General features: G+C 72.4%; 15 protein-coding genes. 7 read left to right on the forward strand and 8 right to left on the reverse strand.

Annotated elements, in window-relative coordinates; genetic code table 11:
• Window positions 1-52: 52 nt before the first annotated feature.
• From ACIBD9_RS05360 to ACIBD9_RS05375, 4 genes are all read left to right on the forward strand, one after another.
• On the forward strand, window positions 53-1,381 hold the full coding sequence (locus ACIBD9_RS05360) for a ribonuclease D (RefSeq protein WP_396714759.1): 1,329 nt from the start codon (window positions 53-55) through the stop codon (window positions 1,379-1,381).
• A 241-nt stretch (window positions 1,382-1,622) separates the two neighbouring features.
• Window positions 1,623-2,819, forward strand: coding sequence for a thiolase family protein (locus ACIBD9_RS05365; protein ID WP_091400648.1), 1,197 nt, complete (start codon window positions 1,623-1,625; stop codon window positions 2,817-2,819).
• A complete protein-coding gene (locus ACIBD9_RS05370; protein ID WP_396714761.1) occupies window positions 2,816-4,876 on the forward strand; it encodes a 3-hydroxyacyl-CoA dehydrogenase NAD-binding domain-containing protein in 2,061 nt (686 codons plus the stop codon). Before ACIBD9_RS05365 ends, ACIBD9_RS05370 begins: the two co-directional genes overlap by 4 nt.
• 170 nt (window positions 4,877-5,046) lie before the next feature.
• Window positions 5,047-5,886: a hypothetical protein gene (locus tag ACIBD9_RS05375; RefSeq protein ID WP_396714763.1), complete on the forward strand. Its 840-nt coding sequence runs from the start codon at window positions 5,047-5,049 to the stop codon at window positions 5,884-5,886.
• A gap of 64 nt (window positions 5,887-5,950) precedes the next feature.
• Here ACIBD9_RS05375 and ACIBD9_RS05380 read toward each other — a convergent pair whose 3' ends face one another.
• The 3 genes from ACIBD9_RS05380 to ACIBD9_RS05390 form a co-directional block, all read right to left on the reverse strand.
• Window positions 5,951-6,370, reverse strand: coding sequence for a VOC family protein (locus ACIBD9_RS05380; protein ID WP_396714765.1), 420 nt, complete (start codon window positions 6,368-6,370; stop codon window positions 5,951-5,953).
• A 247-nt stretch (window positions 6,371-6,617) separates the two neighbouring features.
• Window positions 6,618-7,793, reverse strand: coding sequence for a sensor histidine kinase (locus ACIBD9_RS05385; protein WP_396714767.1), 1,176 nt, complete (start codon window positions 7,791-7,793; stop codon window positions 6,618-6,620).
• Entirely contained in the window at window positions 7,790-8,458 is a 669-nt protein-coding gene (locus tag ACIBD9_RS05390; protein WP_387173855.1) for a response regulator transcription factor, read from the reverse strand. The genes ACIBD9_RS05385 and ACIBD9_RS05390 overlap by 4 nt, the downstream gene beginning before the upstream one ends.
• Window positions 8,459-8,601: 143 nt before the next feature.
• Here ACIBD9_RS05390 and ACIBD9_RS05395 point away from each other — a divergent pair, with 143 nt between their 5' ends.
• The gene (locus ACIBD9_RS05395) at window positions 8,602-9,753 is read left to right on the forward strand and encodes a peptidase C39 family protein (RefSeq protein WP_396714769.1); all 1,152 of its coding nucleotides are present in this window, start codon (window positions 8,602-8,604) and stop codon (window positions 9,751-9,753) included.
• On the opposite strand, the gene ACIBD9_RS05400 is transcribed toward ACIBD9_RS05395, so the two are convergent.
• Together ACIBD9_RS05400 and ACIBD9_RS05405 are read right to left on the reverse strand one after the other, a co-directional pair.
• Window positions 9,754-11,037 (reverse strand): PQQ-binding-like beta-propeller repeat protein, encoded by a 1,284-nt coding sequence (locus tag ACIBD9_RS05400; protein ID WP_396714771.1) that lies wholly within the window; start codon window positions 11,035-11,037, stop codon window positions 9,754-9,756.
• On the reverse strand, window positions 11,034-12,332 hold the full coding sequence (locus tag ACIBD9_RS05405) for a PQQ-binding-like beta-propeller repeat protein (protein ID WP_396714773.1): 1,299 nt from the start codon (window positions 12,330-12,332) through the stop codon (window positions 11,034-11,036). The genes ACIBD9_RS05400 and ACIBD9_RS05405 overlap by 4 nt, the downstream gene beginning before the upstream one ends.
• A 109-nt stretch (window positions 12,333-12,441) precedes the next feature.
• Here ACIBD9_RS05405 and ACIBD9_RS05410 point away from each other — a divergent pair, with 109 nt between their 5' ends.
• Window positions 12,442-14,352, forward strand: coding sequence for a hypothetical protein (locus ACIBD9_RS05410; protein ID WP_396715063.1), 1,911 nt, complete (start codon window positions 12,442-12,444; stop codon window positions 14,350-14,352).
• A 24-nt stretch (window positions 14,353-14,376) separates the two neighbouring features.
• Here the strand turns inward: ACIBD9_RS05410 and ACIBD9_RS05415 are convergent, their stop codons facing one another.
• The gene (locus ACIBD9_RS05415) at window positions 14,377-16,173 is read right to left on the reverse strand and encodes a hypothetical protein (RefSeq protein ID WP_396714775.1); all 1,797 of its coding nucleotides are present in this window, start codon (window positions 16,171-16,173) and stop codon (window positions 14,377-14,379) included.
• Window positions 16,173-18,026, reverse strand: a complete 1,854-nt coding sequence (locus tag ACIBD9_RS05420; protein ID WP_396715065.1) for a hypothetical protein — start codon at window positions 18,024-18,026, stop codon at window positions 16,173-16,175. Before ACIBD9_RS05420 ends, ACIBD9_RS05415 begins: the two co-directional genes overlap by 1 nt.
• A gap of 269 nt (window positions 18,027-18,295) precedes the next feature.
• On the opposite strand from ACIBD9_RS05420, the gene ACIBD9_RS05425 reads away from it, so the two are divergent.
• Entirely contained in the window at window positions 18,296-19,489 is a 1,194-nt protein-coding gene (locus ACIBD9_RS05425) for a hypothetical protein (RefSeq protein ID WP_396714777.1), read from the forward strand.
• Between the two features lie 293 nt (window positions 19,490-19,782).
• Here ACIBD9_RS05425 and dxs read toward each other — a convergent pair whose 3' ends face one another.
• Window positions 19,783-21,729 carry a 1-deoxy-D-xylulose-5-phosphate synthase gene (dxs, locus tag ACIBD9_RS05430; RefSeq protein ID WP_396714779.1) on the reverse strand — a complete coding sequence of 649 codons (1,947 nt, stop codon included), beginning with the start codon at window positions 21,727-21,729 and terminating at the stop codon, window positions 19,783-19,785.
• Window positions 21,730-21,820 lie beyond the last annotated feature (91 nt).

Below are 21,820 nucleotides of genomic sequence, written 5' to 3' on the forward strand. Positions count from 1 at the left end.
CACGCCGGACCGGCTGCACCCGTCGGATCTCCGCGCGCACTAGGGTTGGCAGGTGACCGACGAACCACCCCTGCGCCGTCGGCCCACCGAAGAACTTCCGGGAAACGCACCTCAGCACCCGCCGTCGGCCCAGCCGCAGCCGGCGGGCGAGGGGGCCGACCCGGCCGACGGTGGGCCCGTTCCGCTGATCGCCCCGCGTGACGGCACCCCCGATCCGGTGGCCGCCCCCGCCGAGCTTGCCGAGGTCGTGGCCCGCTTCGCGGCGGGCACCGGCCCGGTCGCCCTGGACGCCGAGCGGGCCTCCGGCTACCGCTACAGCCAACGCGCGTACCTGGTGCAACTGCGCCGAGCCGGTGCGGGCACGGCGCTGATCGACCCGCTGCCCCTGCCCGACCTCAGCGCGCTGGACGCGGTGATCGGCGAGGCGGAGTGGGTCCTCCACGCGGCCAGCCAGGACTTGCCCTGCCTGGCCGAGGTGGGGTTGCGTCCGCGCCGACTGTTCGACACCGAGCTGGCGGCTCGACTGGCCGGCTTCGAACGCGTCGGGCTGGCCGCGCTCACCGAGCAGCTGCTCGGGTTCACCCTGGAGAAGCACCACTCGGCGGCCGACTGGTCGAGCCGACCGCTGCCCGAGTCGTGGTTGACGTACGCCGCCCTCGACGTGGAGCTGCTCACCGACCTTCGTGACGCGCTCGACGCCGAGTTGACCCGGCAGGGCAAGTCGGCCTGGGCCGCGGAGGAGTTCGCCGCGCTGGTCCGCACCGGGGCACGCCCGCCGCGGGTCCGCGCGGAGCCGTGGCGGCGCACCTCGGGCATCCACCGACTGCGGGGGGCGCGGGCCCAGGCCCGGGTCCGCTCGATGTGGTACGCCCGGGACCAGATCGCTTCCCGGCGGGACGCCGCTCCCGGTCGGGTGCTGCCCGACTCGGCGATCATCGCCGCGGCCGAGCTGGACCCGAAGGACGAGAAGACCCTGCTGACCCTGCCCGGTTTCGGTGGTCGGTCGGTCCGTCGGCTAGCCCGCACCTGGCTCGCCGCTCTCGACGACGCCCGGCAGTTGCCGGAGGATTCGCTGCCGGTCTCGCCGGCCGTGGAGGGCCCGCCACCGCCGCACCGGTGGGCCGAACGGGACCCGGTGGCGGCCGGTCGGCTGGCCCGCTGCCGGGAGGTCGTGATCCGCATCGCCGGTGCGCACAACCTTCCGCCGGAGAACCTGATCACTCCGGATTCGGTCCGCCGGCTGGCGTGGACCCCACCGGAGGAGATCACCGAGGAATCGGTCGCGGAGACCCTGCGCGGCCTCAACGCCCGCGAGTGGCAGATCGGCCTCCTCACCCCCGACCTGACCGAAGCCCTAACCCCACAAACCCCAACCCCCTAACCCACCCGCCCCACCCTCTCTCTGTTGATCATGAAGTTATTGCCATGCGCACCGGCGTGTCTCGGCAATAACTTCATGATCGACCGGAGCCGGGTGTGGGGTGGGCCACAGCGGGGGGTGGGGCGGGGTTGGTTACTGGCGAGTAGCATCCGAGGGAAACGTGCCCGTGTCGGCGACCCTTGTTCGGTCCGGCGTGCCGCCCCGGCGTGAAGGCCGAATCTCGGTCGAATAGGAGGCTCAAGTGCCCCGTGAAGTTCGCGACGTCGTCTTCGTCGACGGCGTCCGTACCCCGTTCGGCAAGGCGGGTGGCATGTACGCCAACACCCGCGCCGACGACCTGGTGATCCGCTGCATCCGGGAACTGCTGCGTCGCAACCCGCAACTGCCCCCGGAGCGGGTCGAGGAGGTCGCGATCGCGGCCACCACCCAGATCGGCGACCAGGGCCTCACCATCGGCCGCACCGCCGCCCTGCTGGCCGGGCTGCCCAAGACCGTTCCCGGCTTCGCGATCGACCGGATGTGCGCGGGGGCGATGACCGCGGTCACCACCGTGGCCAGCGGCATCGCGATGGGCGCGTACGACATCGCCATCGCCGGTGGCGTCGAGCACATGGGCCGCCACCCGATGGGTGAGGGCGTCGACCCCAACCCGCGCATCATCGCGGAGAAGCTGGTCGACCCGTCCGCGCTGGTGATGGGCTCCACCGCGGAGAACCTGCACGACCTGGTCCCGCACATCACCAAGGCACGCACCGACGCGTTCGCGCTCGCCTCGCAGCAGAAGACCGCCAAGGCGTACGCCAACGGCAAGCTCCAGGACGATCTGGTGCCGATGTCCATCCGCGACGCGGAGGGCGGTTGGGGTCTGGCCACGGTCGACGAGGCCCCGCGGGACACCTCGCTGGAGAAGCTGGCCACCCTGAAGACTCCGTTCCGCCCGCACGGCAAGGTCACCGCGGGCAACGCGGCCGGCCTGAACGACGGTGCCACCGCGAGTCTGCTGGCCGACGAGGCCACGGCCCGCGAGCTGGGCCTGCCGGTCGCCATGCGGCTGGTGTCGTTCGGCTTCGTCGGCGTCGAGCCGGAGGTGATGGGCGTCGGCCCGATCCCGTCGACGGAGAAGGCGCTGCGCCTCGCCGGGCTCAGCATCGACGACATCGGGCTGTTCGAGCTGAACGAGGCGTTCGCCGTGCAGGTGCTCGCCTTCCTCGACCACTTCGGCATCGCCGACGACGACGCGCGGGTCAACCCGTGGGGCGGCGCGATCGCCATCGGTCACCCGCTGGCCTCCTCCGGCGTCCGGCTGATGACGCAGTTGGCCCGTCAGTTCGCCGAGCACCCCGAGGTCCGCTACGGCCTCACGGCGATGTGCATCGGCATCGGCATGGGCGGCACGGTCATCTGGGAGAACCCGCACTGGGAGGGTGGCAACAAGTGAAGGCACCGAACGAGGTCGTCACCCGGGCGCTGCTGCGCCAGGTGAACGTGCCGGGGCTGGACCGGCCCGCCGCCCTGATCACGCTGGACAACGGCCTCGACCACACCAAGCCGAACACCTTCGGCCCGGGTGGGCTGGCCAGCCTGGACGAGGCGATCACCGCCGCCCTCGCCGCCGACCCGGCGTTCATCGCGGTCACCGGCAAGCCGTACATCTTCTGCGTGGGCGCGGACATCGTCGGCCTGCCGCAGCTCGCCGACCGCGCGCAGGCGTTGGAGATCGGCCGGCTCGGCCACCGGGTCTTCGCCCGGCTCAAGGACAGCACCGTCCCCACGTTCGCGTTCGTCAACGGCGCGGCGATGGGCGGTGGCCTGGAGTTGGCGTTGCACTGCCACTACCGGACGCTCTCCGGCGGCGCGGCGGCCCTCGCGCTGCCCGAGGTCTCCCTCGGTCTGGTGCCCGGCTGGGGCGGCACGCAACTCCTGCCGAACCTGATCGGCATCCCGGCCGCGACCCAGGTGATCATCCAGAACCCGCTGATGCAGAACAAGATGCTCAAGCCGAAGCAGGCGGCCGAGCTGGGCATCGCGGACATCCTGTTGGAGCCGGCGGACTTCCTGGAGCGGTCCCTGGAGTGGGCCGCCGGCGTGGTCCGGGGTCAGGTCACCGTGACCCGGCCCGAGGTCGACAAGGACATGTGGGCGGGCGTGCTCTACTTCGCCCGGGAGACGCTGAACCAGCGGCTGCACGGCGCGGTCCCGGCCGCGTACAAGGCACTCGACCTGCTGGAGACGGCGAAGGACGGCGACTTCGCCGCCGGCACCGCCGCCGAGGACGAGGCCCTCGCGGACCTGGTCTTCTCCGAGGAGCTGCGCAGCGGTCTGTACGCGTTCGACCTGGTGCAGCGGCGGGCCAAGCGCCCGGCCGGCGCACCGGACAAGGGCCTGGCCCGCACCATCACCAAGGTCGGCATCGTCGGCGCGGGTCTGATGGCCAGCCAACTGGCGCTGCTGTTCGCCCGCCGCCTCCAGGTGCCGGTGGTCATGACCGACCTCGACCAGTCCCGGGTGGACAAGGGCGTCGGCTACGTGCACACCCAGATCGAGAAGGCCGTCACCAAGGGCCGGATGGACAAGGGCACCGCAGCCAAGCTGTACGGCCTGGTCAGCGGCACGGTCGACAAGAGTGCCTTCGCCGACGCGGACTTCGTCATCGAGGCGGTCTTCGAGGACCTGGGCGTCAAGAAGCAGGTCTGGGCCGAGCTGGAGAAGATCGTCTCTCCGGAGGCGGTGCTCGCCACCAACACCAGCTCGCTGTCGATCACCGAGATGGCCTCCGAGTTGGAGCACCCGGAGCGGGTGGTCGGCTTCCACTTCTTCAACCCGGTGGCGGTGCTGCCGCTGCTGGAGATCGTCCGGGGCGAGCGCACCGACGACGTCACCCTGGCCACCGCGTTCGCCGTGGCTAAGCAGCTCAAGAAGTCGAGCGTGCTGGTCAAGGACGCTCCGGCGTTCGTGGTGAACCGGCTGCTCACCCGCTTCCTGGGCACCGTCTTCGCCGCCGTCGACGCCGGCACCCCGTTGGACGTGGCGAACAGCGCACTGGACCCGCTGGGCCTGCCGATGCGTCCGCTCGCCCTGCTCCAGTTGGTCGGGCCGGCCGTCGCGTACCACGTGGGCGGCACCCTGCACGCCGCGTACCCGGACCGGTTCGGGGTCAGCGAGAACCTCAAGCGGATCGCCGACTCGGGCCAGCCGATCGTGGTCGACGACCAGGTCAACGATGAGGTCGCCAAGCTGCTGGTGGTGGGTGACCAGCCGTTGACCGCCGAGCAGGTACGCCAGAACGCGCTCGACGCGCTCGCGCAGGAGATCCGGCTGATGCTGGACGAGGGTGTGGTCGCCGAGGCGCAGGACATCGACCTGTGCATGATCCTGGGCGCCGGTTGGCCGTTCCACCTGGGCGGCGTCACGCCGTACCTGGACCGGACCGGCACCTCCGAGCGGGTCACCGGCCAGCGGTTCCTGCCGCGCGGTGCGGCGAGCCTGCCGGCCTGAGGAGATAGCAGCACCACCGTCGCGGTGGTCGGACCGTCCCTCGTGGACGGGACGGCCACCGCGACCGTTTGTGATCAGGTGATCGCCGCGTGCGACCTCCGCAGGGACAACGGCGAGCTCCGCGCCGGGTTAGGATCACGCGTTTTGCACCCCCATCTTGGAGCTGACTGATGTCCCAGCCGCCGGCCAATCCCTACGGCCCGCCGCACGATTCCCCCGACCCGTCGCAGCAGCCGGGTCAGCAGCCTGGCGGTTGGCCGCCGCCGCAGCAGCAGGGACACCCGCAGCAGCCCGGTGGCTTCCCGCCGGCGCAGCCTGGCTTCCCACCGGCCCAGCCTGGTTTCCCACCCGCCCAGCCGGGCTTCCCGCCCGCGCAGCCGGGCCAGCCGTACGGTGACCCGAACCTGGCCGGCGGCCCGCCCCCGGTGAAGAAGTCGAACGTCGGCAAGATCGTGCTGATCGTGTTGGCCGTGGTGCTGGTGCTCTGCCTCGGTGGCGTGGCGATCACCTGGTTCGTCGTCAAGGACGACGTGGGCGCCGTGGTGGACGCCAGCAAGACCCGGGTGGTCGCGCCGGCCACCCTCGCCGGCCGGCCGAAGCTCACCAACCCGGAGCTGCAGACGGCCGCCGAACAGGCGGTCAGCGGGATGAAGACGGCGGCCGGGAACGAGACCAGCACGGTCGCTGCCTTCTACGGCGACCCGACCAAGCAGGACCTCGTCATGATCACGGGCGTCTCCGGGCTGCTGTCGGACCCGAAGAAGGAGCTCGACGCCTACGTGAGCGGCCTGTCCAAGCAGCTGACGGTGGGCGAGATGACGGCCGTCGACGCCGGCCCGCTCGGCGGTGAGGCGCGCTGCGGCGACGGCAAGGCCGAGACCGTGCCGCTGGGCATCTGCGTCTGGGCCGACCGGGGCAGTCTGGGCATGGTGGTGATGTACTTCAAGTCCGCCGACCAGGCGAAGGCCGAGTTCACCACGATCCGGGGCCAGGTCGAGCAGCAGTCCTGATCCGTACGAAGCCGGGGCCCCGGCCACCTTCGGGTGGCCGGGGCCCCGTGCCGTACATCGACGGTCAGGCCGGTTCGGCCACCGCTGCCGCGGCCCGTGCCGCCGCCGCGGCCGCCCGCTCGGCGGCGTTGCCGAGCACGCAGAACTCGTTGCCCTCCGGGTCGGCGAGCACCACCCAACCACCGCCCGTCGGGCTGACGTGGTCGGCGACGAGCGTCGCGCCGATGCCGAGCAGCCGCTCGACCTCCTCGGCCCGGGTCCGGTCAGCGGGTTGCAGGTCCAGGTGCAGCCGGTTCTTCACCGTCTTGCCCTCGGGCACCGCGATGAAGAGCACCTCCGGGCCACCCGGTGGCAGGAGCATCGCCTCCGGGTCGCCGGGGAAGTCGTCGGGCTGCCGGGGGCAGTCAAAGACCTGCGACCAGAAGCCGGCGAGGGCGTACGTGTCGTGACAGTCGATGCTGATGTTGTGGATCGTCGAACTCACAGTGGTCCTCCACGGTGGCGACGTGGTGCGGCCCCGTTTCCGGGCGCGGCGCACCACGCAGGAACTGGTTTCCCCTTCGAGAGTGGGCGATCAGCGCCCGACCCGTACGGGGACGCTCCGCCTCCGGGACGTCAGCCGACGCTGACCCGGGGCGCGGAGCCAACATTGGTGGACATCGACGCACCCCCTTCCCTCTCGAGCTGACGACGCGATCCTGTCATCGGCCGAGCGGGGTGCGCAACCCCGTTCAGCCAGCGCTGGGCACCGTCCCGGGCACCGCCGGAGCGTCCGCCGACGGCAGGGTGACAGTCACCTCCAGGCCACCGCCGGGCTGCGCGACCACCCGTACGGTTCCGCCGTGCGCCGTGCAGACCGCCCGGACGATGGACAGCCCCAGGCCGGAGCCGCGGGCGCCGGTGCGTTCCCGCCCACCACGGCGGAACGGCTCGAACAGCCCCGGCACGTCGGCCTGGTCCACCTCGAAACCGGTGTTCCCCACCACCAGCCAGGACCGGTCGCCGTCGGTGCCGGTACGCACCCAGAGCCGGCCGTGCAGGTGGTTGTAGCGGACCGCGTTCTCGATCAGGTTTCCGGCCAGCCGGTCGAGCAGTCCGGGGTCGCCGACGACCGGCGCGGACTCGAGCGACGTCTGCACCCGCAGGCCGATCCGTTCCACCTCGCGGCGCATCGCCGACAACGCGTTGGCGGTGCCCGCCGCGAGATCACACTCGGTACGCCGACCCAACTGCCGCCCGGCCTGCGCCTCACTGCGGGCCAGCACCAGCAGCGCGTCCACCAGGCCGTTGGCCCGCTCGGAGGCGTCGCGGACCACTGTCGCCATCCGTCGGTACTCGGCGGCGTCCGCGTCGTCGTCGCTGAGCGTCACGTCGATCTCCGTCCGCATCACGGCGAGCGGGGTACGCAGCTCGTGCGAGGCGTTCGCCACGAAACGTTTCTGGGCCTCGAACGCGGACGCGATCCGGTCCAGCATGGCGTCGAACGTCTTGGCCAGCTCTGCCACCTCGTCGTCGGCCCCCGAGTAACCGATCCGCTGGTCCAGGGTCGCCTCACCGAGCCGCTGCGCGGTCGCCGTGACCTGGTGCAGTGGGCGCAGCGCCCGGCCCGCCACCGCGTACGCGCCAGCCACCCCCACCACGCTGATCGCCAACAGCGCGACCAGGCCCTTGGCCAGCAGCTCCCCGGAGGCGGCATCGACCAACTGCCGCTGCCACTGGGCGGCGTCCATCTCCCGACCGTCGGAGAGCAGCACGGTCGTGCCGGGCACCAACTCGTCGGTGGGTCGCAGCGCGTCGCGGACCAGCAGCCAGGCCAACAGCACCAGGATCGCTCCGGCCCCGACGAGCAGCACACCGTTGAGCAGGGTCAGCCGCAACCGCAGGGTGGGCCGCAACCGCCGGCTCATGCCCCCACCTCGGCGGTGCGGTAACCCGCGCCGACCACCGTCTCGATCAGCGGCGGGTCACCGAGCTTCTTGCGCAGCGTCATCACGGTGACCCGGACGATTGTGGTGAACGGGTCGGTGTTCGCGTCCCAGACCCGTTCCAGCAGCTCCTCACTGGAGACCACCGCGCCGCGCGCCTTGAGCAGTTCGCAGAGCACCCCGAACTCCTTGTTGGTGAGCTCCACCGGCACGCCGGCGCGGGTGGCCACCCGGCGGGCCGGATCGAGCACCAGGTCGGCCAGTTCGAGCACCGGCGGCGCGGCCGGGGTGGCCCGGCGGCCCAGCGCCTGCACCCGGGCGACCAGCTCGTCGAAGGCGAACGGTTTGGGCAGGTAGTCGTCCGCGCCGAGCTGCAACCCCTCCACCCGGTCGGCCACGGTGCCGCTGGCCGTGAGCATCAGGACCCGGGTCAACGCACCGGAGGCCGCCAGGTCGGCGCAGATCTGGTCGCCGTGCACGCCGGGCAGGTCGCGGTCGAGCACCACCACGTCGTACCGGGTGACGAACGCCGCCTCGTGGCCGGCGTCGCCGTCGTACGCCACGTCGACCGCCATCCCCCGCTTGCGCAACCCGCGTGCGATCGCGTCGGCGAGGTTGCGCTCGTCCTCGACCACCAGTACCCGCATCCCGGCCTCCTCGCTGCTGACCACCGCCAACCTAGTGCTGGCCGGCAACCCATCGTCCCTCGCCGCCCGCGCCGGCCCGCGTTGCGGGCCACCGCGGCGTACGCGATGCTGGCCGGCGGCACCGAGCGACGGACGGACCTGGCATGACCACTGCGGCACCACCCACCCGACGGGACATCGCCTACCGGGGTTTCCACCTGCCGGCCGACACGGCCGGCGGCAGCGGCGACGGCCTGCTCGCCAACGGTCGAGGGCTGGCCCTCGACGGCGTCGCCCAGCGAGGCACCTGGACGTCGCCGCCGGTACCTGTCGGCTTCGCCGTCGCCGAGGTGGTGCCGTCCTGGACGGCGGACACCCCGGACGGCTGCTGGATCGAGGTCGACCTGCGGGGCTGGCACGACGACGCGCCCAGCACCGACTGGTACCGGCTGGCCCACTGGGCCGCCGACGACCACGCGGTACGACGCACCTCGCTGCCCGGACAGCGCGACAGCGCCGCCCGGGTCGACACCGACACCCTGATCGTGACCGGAGCGACGGTCACCGGTTGGCAGGCGCGGGTGACGTTGTGCCGGCCCGCCGGTAGCCCCGCCGGCCCGGTGCTGCGCAGCGTCGGCGCGGTCGCCACCGGACCAACGAGCACTGACCAGGGGTACGCGCAGGAGGCTGCCTCGTCCGCCGCCTGGGGCCGGGTGCTGGACGTGCCGCGCTACTCGCAGCGGCTGCACGCCGGCCAGTACCCGCAGTGGGGTGGTGGGGGCGACTCCTGGTGCAGCCCCACCTGCACCTCGATGGTGCTCGCCTACTGGGGTGCCGAGCCGGCGCCGGACCGCTACGCCTGGGTCGAGCCGTCCGGCCCCCGTCCGGTGGTCGTGCACGCCGCCCGCCACTGCTACGACCACGCGTACGCCGGGGCCGGCAACTGGCCGTTCAACACCGCGTACGCCGGTCTGCACGGGGTGGACGCGTTCGTCACCCGCCTGCGGTCGCTGGTCGAGGCGGAGGCGTTCGTCGCCGCCGGCATCCCCCTGATCGTCTCCGCCGCGTTCCGAGCCGACGAGGTGCCGGGGCTCGGGTACGACACCCGAGGGCACCTGATGGTGCTGGTGGGCTTCACCGTCGACGGCGACCCGGTGCTCAACGACCCGTACGCCCCGGACGACGACGCGGTCCGTCGTACCGTGCCCCGGCGGGGTTTCGAGACGGTCTGGCAGCGCGGCAGCGGCGGGGTGGCGTACGTGCTGCGACAGGCGTCGGTGCCGCTGCCCCCGCCACCCGCCCAGGCCAACTGGTGATCAGTCGGCCAGTTTCCAGAGCTGGTAGGAGTTGGCCGCGGCGGCACTGCACACCAGGTAGCCGGTGATCGCCTGACACTCCCCGGTGGCGTCGCGCAGCACGTCCACGATGTGCACCTCTCCGGCGCCGATGTCCAACGCGCCGACGAGCACCCCTCCGTCGGGATGCCGGCGGATGCCGATCAGCCGGCCGCCGACACCGAGTTGGTACAGCTCCCACTTGCCCAGGTCGGCCAGCTGCCGGCCGGTCAGCGCATCGAGCACGATGTACTGCTCCATCGGACCGAAGCCGCTGATGTTGGCCATCAGACGGCCCTCGTACGGCCAGCCCCACAACCAGCGGTCGCTGCGCCAGCGCACGTCGCCGGTCGCGGGGTCGAGCGCCTGCAGCTCGTTGCCGCCGGTGCGGAGACACAGGACGGGCCCACAGTCCAGGGCGAACTCGATGGGGCCGCTCCTGCGTGTCCAGCGCCGATCCAGCCGATCCAGCCCGTACGCGTTGATCGTGCCCGAGCCTCTGTCGATGGCCAGCAGCAGGTCGTCGATCAGCTCGATTCCGAGCGGTGCACCGCCGGGTGGGCGCATCCCGGCACGGGCCAGCGCCGCGCCGGTGGTCGCGTCGCGGACCTCGACCAGCCCGTTCCCCTGGTTGAACACCAGCCGGTCCACCCCGTGCCCGGTGTCCCGGATGCTGATCTCGGCGGTGGTGGGGGGTAGCTGCCAGCGCACGGTGCCGCAGCACGGATCGACCGCGCGCAGATTGGACGGTAGCGTCTCGCCGCCGCTCCGTAGCAACACGTTGCCGTCGGCCAGCTTGGAGACGGTGCCCGGCTGCTGCCACCGGTACGCCCCGGTCGCCCGGTCCAGTGCGACGGTGAGTGTCTCCCGACCCTCCGGGCCGATCTCGTACCCGGTGGCCAGCAGCATCCCGGCCAGCGACGTCATTCCCCAGTACCGGGCCTCCGCCGACAGCGGCGCCTGCCAGACCGGCTCGCCGTCGGGCAGCCGATACGCGGACAGCCGCGCCTGCCGCGTCGAGGTGTTGATCGGTGCCATGAGCAGGAGAAGGTCGCCGTCCACCATGACGTCGGACCCACGCTGGGCCGCCAGCGTCACCGGGGTTCGCCGGGGCGGCGACACGGCCGCGCTGGTGAGCGTGACCAGCGCGAGCAGCACGACCAGCGCGCAGCGCAGCGGGCGACCGTGGGCGCGGGGCGGGCGGGGCACCGGCTTCGGGTCCGCGTCGTGCCACAGTTCGCCGAGGTCGATCACCGGGCCGGTCATCGCGTCAACCACCACAGCGCGGTCGTGCCGTCGAGGCGCTGACAGAGCAGGACGGGCAGGGACGCCTGGCAACTGCCGGCGATGCCCGGCAGCACGTCGACGATCCGCGATCGGCCGGCCACCAGATCGAGTTCGGCGACGACCATCCCACCGCCGTCGCCCCGCCGCACACCGACCAGCGGATCGTCCGGTCCGAGCACCGGCAGCAGGACCCACGCACCCAAATCGATGCGCACCTGTCCGGTCGCCGCGTCCCGCACCGTGTACCCCCGGCCGGGACTGGCCATCAACAACCGGCCGGACCGGACGTCGGCCAGGTTGTCCTGGCCCGCTTCCGACCACCGCACCGCGCCGGTGACCGGGTCGAGCACCTGCAGGCCGCCGGTCTGCGGCACCGCGCAGAGCAGACCACCGCAGGCGAGCACATGCGACACCAGCGTCACCTCGGAGGTCCACCGTGGCTCCAACTCGGCCAGCCCGAAGGCCACCAGCCGGGTGCTGCCGGGCGGGACGAGCAGCAGCAGATCGTCGACCACCTGCACCCGCTGGTACGCCGACCGGTCATCGGGCAGCGTGTCCATGCTGCGCAGCAGGTGGCCGGTGCCGGCGTCGTACACCTGCACCTCGCCGGTCGGCTGCAGGAGCACGAACCGGTCGACCTGGCCCTCGGCATCGAGATGGGAGGTGGGATTGGCGGCCGGCGGGATCGGCACCGACCAGAGCACCCGGCCGGTGTCGGGCTCGACCCCCCTCATCGCGCCCGACCCGTCCTCCCGTACGTCGGTCAGCAGCAGACCGCCGCCGGCGGTTGGTTGCAGGGCCCCCGGCTGCTGCCAGCGTTGCCGGCCCGTGGCGCCGTCGAAGACGGTGGTCTGGAACAAGCGGTTCGGGGCGTTGACCGCCGTCGCCAGCACCAACCCCCGTTCGACCCGGACGTCGAGGTAGTCACCGGTGCGGGCCAGCGACGCCTGCCACCGCCGCCGCACCGCGGTTCCGGCCGGTGCCGGCTGGGCGTACGCGGTCAGGTAGCGGTCCCCGTCGGGTATCGGCGGGTCGACCACGAAGACGCCGCCTCCTGCCAGGTACGCCGTGGCCGTAAGCGACGCCGGCACCAGGCTCATCGTCCGCTGCGGTGACGGCGTGGCACCGGCCAGCACCACCAGGCTGAGCACCAGCACCGCCGCGCCGCGCAGCGGGCGACCGGCGGCGCGCGGGCGACGAACCGGAGGCGTCGACGCGGGCTCGTCCCGGATCTCGCCCAGCTCGATGATCGACAACGACCGTCCCTCCGTCACCAGATAAGGCTGGCCGACGAGTAGCCGTGCGGCAAACCGACCGTCAGCGCACCGGGCCGGCAAAAGCGACGGAACCCCGCCTGTACGATGGCGCGTCGTGGCCGTGCCGGTGGTAGACCCTTCGCTGAATTCCCTGACCGACGTCGACCCGGCCGAGGCCGAGTCGACACGGCGGCCTCGACGCCGCCCGGCCCGAGCCGACCTGTTGGCCCTCGGAGCCTATGTGCTGCTTGGCGTCTTCGTCTGCCTCAACTACTGGGGTGACGTCACCGGCCGGGTCTCCTCGCACCTGCCCACCGATCACAGCTGGTTCGAGTGGCTGTTCGCGCACGGCGCGTACTCGGTGCGGCACCTGGAGAACCCGCTGTTCACGGCCCGTCAGAACGCCCCGGACGGGGTGAACATGATGGCCAACACCTCACTGCTCGGGGTGACCCTGCCACTGGCCCCGCTGACCATGCTGCTCGGCACCCAGGTGATGTACGCGCTCTACCTGGGCGCGGCGCTGGCGGCCACCGCCGGCACCGGCTACTGGATGCTCTCCCGCCACCTCGTGCGCTCCCGGGCGGCGGCGTTCGTCGGCGGCGCGTTCCTCGGCTTCGCGCCGGGAATCATCCACCACGCCAACGGCCAACCGAACTTCGTCTCCAACTTCCTGCTCCCGCTGATCGTGGTGCGGGTGCTGAGCCTGGGTGAGCCGGGCCGCTGGCGGCGCAACGGGCTCGTGCTCGGCGCGCTGGTGGCGTACCAGATCTTCATCAACGAGGAGATGCTACTGCTCACCGCGCTGGCCTGCCTGGTCATCGTGCTGGCGTACGCCGTGCAGCGGCCACGGGCCACCCGGGCCGCCGCCGGCACGTTCCTGGCCGGGCTGGGCGTCGCCGGCGGGCTGGCCCTGCTGCTCACCGCGTACCCGATCTGGTTCCAGTTCAACGGCCCGCAGTCCTACCGCGGCCTGCAGGGTGGTGTGTTCCACAACTGGGGCGAGGACCTGGTCGCCTTCGTCACCTTCGCCCGGGACACCTGGGCCGGTGACCCGGCCGTGGAGAAGACGATCGGCCTGACCGAGCAGAACACCTGGTTCGGTTGGCCGCTGGTGCTGCTCTCGGTGGTGGCTCTGGTGCTGCTCGTACGCCGCTCGCTGGCCACCCGGATCGTCGCGGTGCTCATCGTGGTGTTCAGCGTGGCCGCGATCGGGCCGTGGGTGCGGTTCAACGGTGTGGAGACCGGGGTGCGAGGCCCGTGGTCGTACGTCTCGGACGACCTGCCGCTGGTCGAGATGATGATGCCGACCCGGTTGACGCTTGTGGTCGCCGCCGCGGTGGGCGTACTGCTCGCGTTGACCTGGGATGCCGCGCACCGCCAGGGGCGCCCGGTGGCCGACCGGCCACGGGTGCCGGCCCAGCGCACCGCCGAAGCGGCCCCGGCTACGTCGGCGGAGCCCGCCGAGCCGGCCGAGCCGGCCGCGCCGGCCGCGCCGGCCGCGGCGCGCCGTCGGTGGCTGCGCCCGGTGGGGTACGCGGCGGTCGCCCTCGCCGTGCTGCCACTCTTCCCACGGCCGCTGCCCGCCCAGCAGATCGACCCGCCGCCGCACTTCATCACCGCGGGCGGCTGGCGGCCCTACGTGCCGGCGGGCCGAACCCTGGTGCCGGTGCCGATCCCGAGCAACGTGCACGGCCTGCCGACGCTGCGGTGGAGCGCGCTGACCGGGCAGGAGTTCCCCGTGCCGGGCGGCTACTTCATCGGGCCGAACGAGCTGGGTGAGGGGGTCTTCGGTGCGCCCAACCGACCGACCAGCTCCCTCATCTACTCCACCATGGACAGTGGCACGGTCCCGGCGCTGACCGACGAGAACCGCCGCCAGGCCGTCGAGGACCTCCGGTTCTGGCGGGCGTCGGTGGTGGTCCTCGGGGCGCACCCCCGCGAGGCGGTGCTCCGTGAGCTGGTCACCGCCCTGCTCGGGCCACCGCAGCGGGTCGACGACGTCTGGGTCTGGGACGTCCGCGCCCTGGTGGGTTAGTCGAAGACCACGCCGTCGGTCGGCTCAGCCGACGCGGTCCCGGACGTCCCACAACCAGCCGCCGTCGACCGGTCGACCCGGGCCGAGCAGGTCATCGACGGTTCGGCGGACCGGGTCACCGTGCTCCAGTTGGCCGAGGACGACGATCGCGGCACGCCAGTGCCGCAGGTCCTCGACGGCCTGCCGGCGGTCGGCGTCGGTGAGCACCGGCACCGCGCCGGTCTCGGCGACCTGCCGGAGCAGCACCGACGTAGGCCGGTCCGGTGCGCCCCAGCGGGCCGCCGGGTCGTCCGGGCCGCTGGGGCCGATGAAGTAACCACCCGGCGCGGAGAATCCCAGAGCGGCACGGGCGGACCAGAGCATCGCCGGGCTACGCCCGGCACCGGTGACCGGGGGTACCGCGACCACCGTCCGGCCGGGCGGCACCAGCGGACGCCAGCCGCCGGCGGCGACGAACGCCGGCACCGGCGCGACCGGTACCACGCGGATCGGCGTCGGGGTCAGGGGCAGCAACGCGGCGGCGACCGCGCCGGCCCACAACAGCCGCACCGGTAGGCCCGGCGTCGTGGTCGGCCCACGCACGGCCCGGACCCGGTCCAGGGACAGCGCCACCAGCACACCCAGCACCGGTACGCAGACCAGCGCGAACCTGGCCGGCACCGCGAGATCGAGCAGCGGCAGCCCGCCGAGCAGCCGGTACGGCCCTGGAATGCCTGTTGCTTCCCCGTCCACCCGCAGCTCGCCGCCGAGCGAGAGCAGGGCGAAGACCACGCCACAGACGGCCAGTGCCCGGACCAACGGTCGTCGCCACTGCCAGATCACGATCACCACGGCGAGCACCAGCAGACCCGGGCCGAAGAACGAGTTCTCCTCGGTCGGGTTCGGCGCGAGCAACCCCGGCAGCCAGTCGTCACCCAGCACGGTCTGCCGGGCCGACGCGGTGAACGAGGCGACGTCCAGTTGGAAGGCCTGCGTGGCGAACGCCATCCCGGCGTAGTGCTGCGGGCCATGGAACTGGAACCACAGCGGGTACGCCAGCGCCACCACCGCCACGCCGGCCGCCACCGAGAGCCGGCCGAACAGGGCCGGGGCGAGCCGCCGTGCGGCCACCCGGTCGGCGAGCGCGTAACCGAGCGCGAAGACCCCGGCCGCGAGCGCCAGGAAGACCAGCACCTCCTCGCCGATGAAGACCTGCCAGACGAGCAGCAGCCCCAGGCCGACGCCCGGTCGCCACACGCCGTTCCTCGTCGTACCGGAGGCGGGCCGGAACACCAGGGCGAGGATCGCGGGCACCAGGAACTGGGCGGCGATGTGCAGGTGGGCGCCCGCCTGAGCGATCATGCCGGGGGCGAAGCCACAGATCAGCCCGCCCACCGCAGCGGCGGCCCGGGTGCCGACCAGCCGGCGGCGCAACAGCACATACCAGGCGACGGCGGTCCCGGCGAGGCAGCAGACGACCGCGACGCAGAACGCCACCTGCGAGCCGAAGAGCAGGGTGACCGGGGTGAGCGGGACACCCAGGCCGAGCACCGAGGTGTTCGCCATCAGGTTGACCCCGTCGGGCGCGTTCAACCCGGTGCTGTAGAGCGGGTTCTCCCCCTCGACCACCGCGTGCGCCGCGTGGGCCAACATCCACTCGAAGAGGATCTGGTCACCCGCCTGGTGGAACAGCCGCCACGGGCGGCCCCACTGCCCGCTGGTCAGCACCACGGCGAGGCCCAGATAGCCGGCCACCACCAGCGCGTCCCGCAGCCACGCCGGACGGGACGCGCCGACCGTCGCCGGGGACGAGGTGTTCGGGGACGTCGTCCCGGTGGTCATCAGACCGAACGGTCGCTGAGCGTCCGGACGTCCCAGACCCAGACATCCAACTCCTGGCGGCCCGGGCCGACCAGCTCCTCGACCGTACGCCGCAGCGGCTCGGCGTTCTGCTGCCGCACCGGCAGCACCAGGATCGCCGCCCGCCAGTGCCGCAGCTCGTCGGTGAAGCGCCGACGCTGCCGGTCGTCCAGTTTGGGCGTACGGCCGGTGGTCGCCACCTCCTCCAGCATCTGGCCCACCCCGCTGGGACGACCGCCGAATCGGCCCGCGTCACCGGTGTTGCCGTTGCGGGGCGCGAGGAAGTACCCGCCGGGGATCTTGAAGTCGAGGTTGGTGGCCGCCGCCCAGCGCATGCCGTGCGTGTTACCCATGCTGGGCACCGGAATCGGCACCAGCGTCTGGTCCGGCCCGACGTACGCCCGCCAACGGTCCGCCGTGATGAAGTCCGGCACCGGCGGCCGGGAGACCATCCGCAGCGGCATCGGTGCGATCGGCAGCAGCGCGAAGGCCAGGCCCGCGGCGGTCAGCAGGTGGACGGTGCGGCGGTCGGCCGGACGCAGCGCCCAGGCCCGCTCGACGGCGAGCGCGAGCAGCAGACCGATCACCACGCTGGTGATCAGCCCGAACCGGGTCGGCACCACCGCGTCCAGCAGCGGCAGGTGGACCAACCACTGCCACGGCCCGGTGATCAGCTCCCGGTCCCACCAGGAGACCCGCTCGCCGAGGGAGAGTACGGCGAAGAACACGCCGGTCACCGCGAGCGCCCGCACGATCAACTCCCGGCGCAGCCAGACCACGATGCCGATGGCCAGCATCGACAGGCTCCAGCCGAAGAAGGCGTTCTCCTCCGAGTAGTTCGGCGCCAGGTTGATGTTGGCTCGCTGGTTGCCGCCGAGGGTGGGCGAGCCGGGGGCGAAGAAGGCGGCGATGTCGTTGCCGTAGTCCTGCACCGCGTCGCTGAGCCCGTGGTAGGCCATCGGCCCGGCGAACTGCACGTAGAGCGGGTACGCGAGCAGCGACCCGGCCAGCAGCGCGCAGGTCACCACGCCGACGCCCAGGGGCCGCCACGCCGCCCGCCACCGGGCCGGCTCCTGGGCGAGCACCGCCAACAGGAAGACGCCGCAGGCCAGCGCCGTGAAGAGCAGGATCTCCTCGTTGATGAACGCCTGCGCGGTGACCAGCAGAGCGAGCAGAGCCCCGTCCCGAACCGGCTTTCCGGAGCGGGTGAGCACCAGCACCCGCCACACGATGAACGGCAGCAGGAACTGGCTGATGATGTTCGGGTGCCAACTGGCGTGCGAGAGCATCGCGGGCGAGAACCCGCAGAACCAGCCGCCGACCGCCGCCGCGAGCGGCGTACGCACCAGGTGCCGGGAGAGCATGAGGTACCAGGCCATGGCGGTGCCGGCGAGACCGAGCGTGACCAGCACCACGAAGGAGACCGCCGGCCCGAAGAGCAGCGTCACCGGGACCATCGGGATGCCCAGCGCCAGCACGGCCGTGTTGGCCATCAGGTTGACGCCGTCCGGGTAGTTGAACTGCTCGGTGTAGAACGGGTACTCGCCATGCAGCACCACGCGTACCGAGTGGGCCAGGAAGAACTGCACCTGGGCCGGGTCACCGGTGTAGAGCGAGGCCACCCGGCCGGACGGGTCCAGCCAGATCCGGCTGGTCACCCAGAGCGCGGCGAGCAGGAACAACCCGCCCACCGCCAGGTGCTGCCGACGCCGAGTCCACCGACGCCACCGCGCCCGCGTCGGCACCGCGCTCTGGGCCGGCGCCTCGGGCTCAGCCGGCGCCTCGGGCTCAGTCGGTGCTTCAGGCTCGGCCGGGTTCGTGGTGGGGGCGGTCAGCGCGGGCGGGCCTGCGAAGAGACCGGCCGGTGTGCGGTAGCTCACCAGCTCGGCGGAGTCGGCTGCCGCCTCCGGGTGCGGCGCGGGCAGGGCGCGGGACTCGGCAGGCGTCACAGTCGGCGGAGTCTACCGGAGCAACCAAAACGTCCTAAACCCCCGGTGGTGTCCACTGTGGTTGGTCGGGTGCCGGCCAGCTGAGGCATTGCATCGGACATCTCGTACTATGGCGCTTTCCGACAGCGACGGCGAGGCGATCGGGGGCGGGCCAGGTGACTCCAGGCCGTCGGTACGGCAGGGCGCTTCCCGTCCTGCTGAGCGCGCTGCTGGCCACCACGGCCTGCGGTCCGGTAGCCGAGCGGAAGCCGCAGGACCTGCGGGTCGGGTACGACAGCCTGGACGGCACCCTCGCGGTGTGGCCGCCCCGCGGCGACCTCTCCGGGGACCCCACGGCGACGGCTGCGGTCACCGCGGCGGTCCGGGGCTGGCGGTCGCCGGCCGACGACCGCGCACACCTGCCCTCGTCCGGCATCCTCTTCTCCGGTCGGGTCGACGGCGCCCCGGTGGCGCTGGTGGCCGCCGACGTTCCCGGCGAAAGCGCGTCCTGGCTGCTGCAACTGACCCGCGAGGGCGACCGGTACGCGGTGACCCGCGCCACCGAGTACACCGACCCGGGTTACCTCGTCTACTCCGACGTGCTGCCGGTGCAGACGGCCGGTGGCCGGCGCTACCTCGTCTCGGCCCGGGTGCAGACCCTCCTCGGGCCACAGGACCGGACGTTGGCCATCGCGGACGGCCTCAGCGCACCGGTCGACGTGCCGTCCTGCACGGCCGTCGGGGTTACCGCGACCCTGCGAACCACGGAGTCCCTGCCCCGTGGGCGGGCCGCCGACCGGCTGCTCGACCTGGGCACCGGCACCGTCGACCCGCGCTACCCGCTGGTCCGCGACGAGTCCGGCACGGGCCGGCGGGCGCTCACCGGCCTGGACACCTGCGTGCTGGCCGGCGATCGGGGCCCGTTCGGCAGCATCCCGCGCCGAATCGGGGACCGGGATGCCCCGCGTTCGGTGCCGACGTCCTGGCCGATGGCGAAGCTCACCGTGCGCTCGCTCGGCGAAGTCGCCCTCGGCGGCGGCGAGGCGGCCGAGTTGCAGCAGCTCAGCTGGGACACCGACGCCGGCGCGATGACCGCGGTGATCTACCGACCGGCCGACGGGAGCGCGCCCGTCGTCTCACCCGCCGACCGGGCCACCCCGTTGCAGGCGTACCAACTGCCGGTGCCCGGCCAGCCGCTGGTGGTGCTGAGCTGGCGGGCCACCCGGGACAGCTCGCTCTCCGTCCCACCGGGCACTCCCCTCCTGGTCGAGCGCCCCGGCCTGGTGGTCATCCCCACCCCGTCCCGCTCCCAGACCTACAGCCTCGCCAACACCGACAAAACCCACTACCGCTCAGTCTCCCCCCGCTAACCCCCGCCCCCCACTCCCCCGCCCCAGCGATCTTGCACTTTCTGCGCCGACAAATCGGGGCTCAAGGCGCATCACGCCAACCGAAAGTGCAAGATCGACGGGGCAACGAGGCGGAACGAGGCGGCACACCGCCGCGCCGCACCTTGGCCCGGTCGATCATGGAGTTGTGGTGCCTCGCAAAAGGCGCGAACCACCAATCACCGCCCACCATAAGTCCTTGATCGACGAGGGAGGGTGGGCGGGGCTAAACGACGGCGGGCGTCCCGAGGGACGCCCGCCGTCGTTCGTTCTCGTCAGTTCTGCGCGGCCGCGTCGCTGGGGGTGAGGCGGTCCGGGGTGGCGTCCAGGCCGGAGATCCAGCCGGTGACGTTGCGCGCCACGTCCTGGGCGGTCAGGCCCAGGTCGGCGAGGATCTGCGCGCGGGTGCCGTGCGGGTGCCAGTCGGCCGGCACACCCAGGTCCTTCAGCGGCACCCGGACGTCGGCGTCGCGCATCGCCTGGGCGAGCGCGTCGCCCACCCCGCCGACCCGGACGCCGTCCTCGACGCTGACCACGAGCCGGTGGCGGGCGGCCAGGTCGACCAGCTCCGCCGGGACCGGACGCACCCAGCGGGGGTCGACGACGGTGACGCCGTAGCCCTGCTCGGCGACCCGGGCGGCCACCTCCATGCCCAACTGGCCGAAGGAGCCGACGGCGACGAGCAGCACGTCGGTACGGGCGGACTCGGCCAGCACGTCGACCGGGCCGACCCGGCGCAGCGCCGGCAGGTCCGCGGCGACCGCGCCGGTCGGGAACCGCACCACGGTCGGGCCGTTGTCGATGGCCACCGCCTCGCGCAACTCCTCCCGCAGGGTGGCGGCGTCGCGGGGAGCGGCGATCCGCAGGCCCGGCACCACCCCGAAGACCGACATGTCCCAGATGCCGTAGTGGCTCGGCCCGTCCGGGCCGGTGATGCCCGCCCGGTCCAGCACGAAGGTCACCGGCAGCTTGTGCATCGCCACGTCCAGCAGGACCTGGTCGAAGGCGCGGTTGAGGAAGGTGGCGTAGACCGCCACCACCGGGTGCAGGCCGCCGAGCGCCAGCCCGGCCGCCGAGGTGGCGGCGTGCTGCTCGGCGATGCCCACGTCGTACACCCGCTCGGGGTACTTGCGGGCCAGCTTGGCGATGCCGGTCGGCTCGGCCATCGCGGCGGTGATGCCCACCACGTCCGGACGCTCGTCGGCGATGGCCAACAGTTCGTCGGCGAAGACGTGCGTCCACTTCACCGACGGGGCGGCCAGCAGCGCGCCGGTCTCCACGTCGAAGGCGCTGCCGGGGCCGTGCAGGCAGTCCGCCTCGTCCTCCTCGGCGGGACGGTAGCCGTAGCCCTTGCGGGTGACCGCGTGCACGATGACCGGGCCGCCGAAGTTCTTCGCCGCGCGCAGCGCCGCCTCGACCGCCGTCACGTCGTGCCCGTCCACCGGGCCCACGTACTTGATGCCGAGGTCCTCGAACATGGCCTGCGGGGCGACCGCGTCCTTGATGCCTTTCTTGACCGCGTGCAGCACCTCGTACATCGGCCGGCCGACCAGCGGCGTGGAGCCGAGGGCGTCCTTGACCGTGTCGAGGACCTTCTCGTAGCCGGGGTTGAGCCGCAGCGAGGAGAGGTGGTCGGCCAGCCCGCCGATGGTCGGGGCGTACGAGCGACCGTTGTCGTTGACCACGATCACGAGGGGGTTGCCGGCGGTGGCGATGTTGTTCAGCGCCTCCCAGCACATGCCGCCGGTCAGCGCGCCGTCACCGACCACGGCCACGACGCTGCGCGCCTCACCGCGCAGGGCGTACGCCTTGGCGAGGCCATCGGCGTAGGAAAGCGCGGTGGAGGCGTGCGAGTTCTCGATGAGGTCGTGCTCGCTCTCCGCCTGGCTCGGGTAGCCGGAGAGGCCACCGCGCTGGCGGAGCTTGTCGAAGCCGGCCTGACGGCCGGTAATGATCTTGTGTACGTACGCCTGGTGGCCGGTGTCGAACAGGAGCCGGTCCCGGGGGGAGTCGAAGACGCGATGCATGGCGAGCGTCAGCTCGACCACACCGAGGTTGGGCCCGACGTGCCCGCCGGTACGGGAGACCTTGGTGATCAGGAAGTCCCGGATCTCGGCGGCGAGGACGTCCAGTTCCTCGCCGGACATCCGCTTGACGTCCTGCGGACCGCGAACCGTCCCCAGCAGCCGGCCGTGGTTGGCCGTGTCCTCTTCAACGCTCATGACCGGAGAGTCTATCGGCCGCCCGGTACTCCGCAGCCGGGCCCGGAGCACCGCGCACCCGGGCTGGGCGGGGAGTGGGCAGCTGAGCACC

It is taken from the genome of Micromonospora sp. NPDC050784, assembly GCF_044456765.1.
Classification (GTDB): domain Bacteria; phylum Actinomycetota; class Actinomycetes; order Mycobacteriales; family Micromonosporaceae; genus Micromonospora; species Micromonospora foliorum.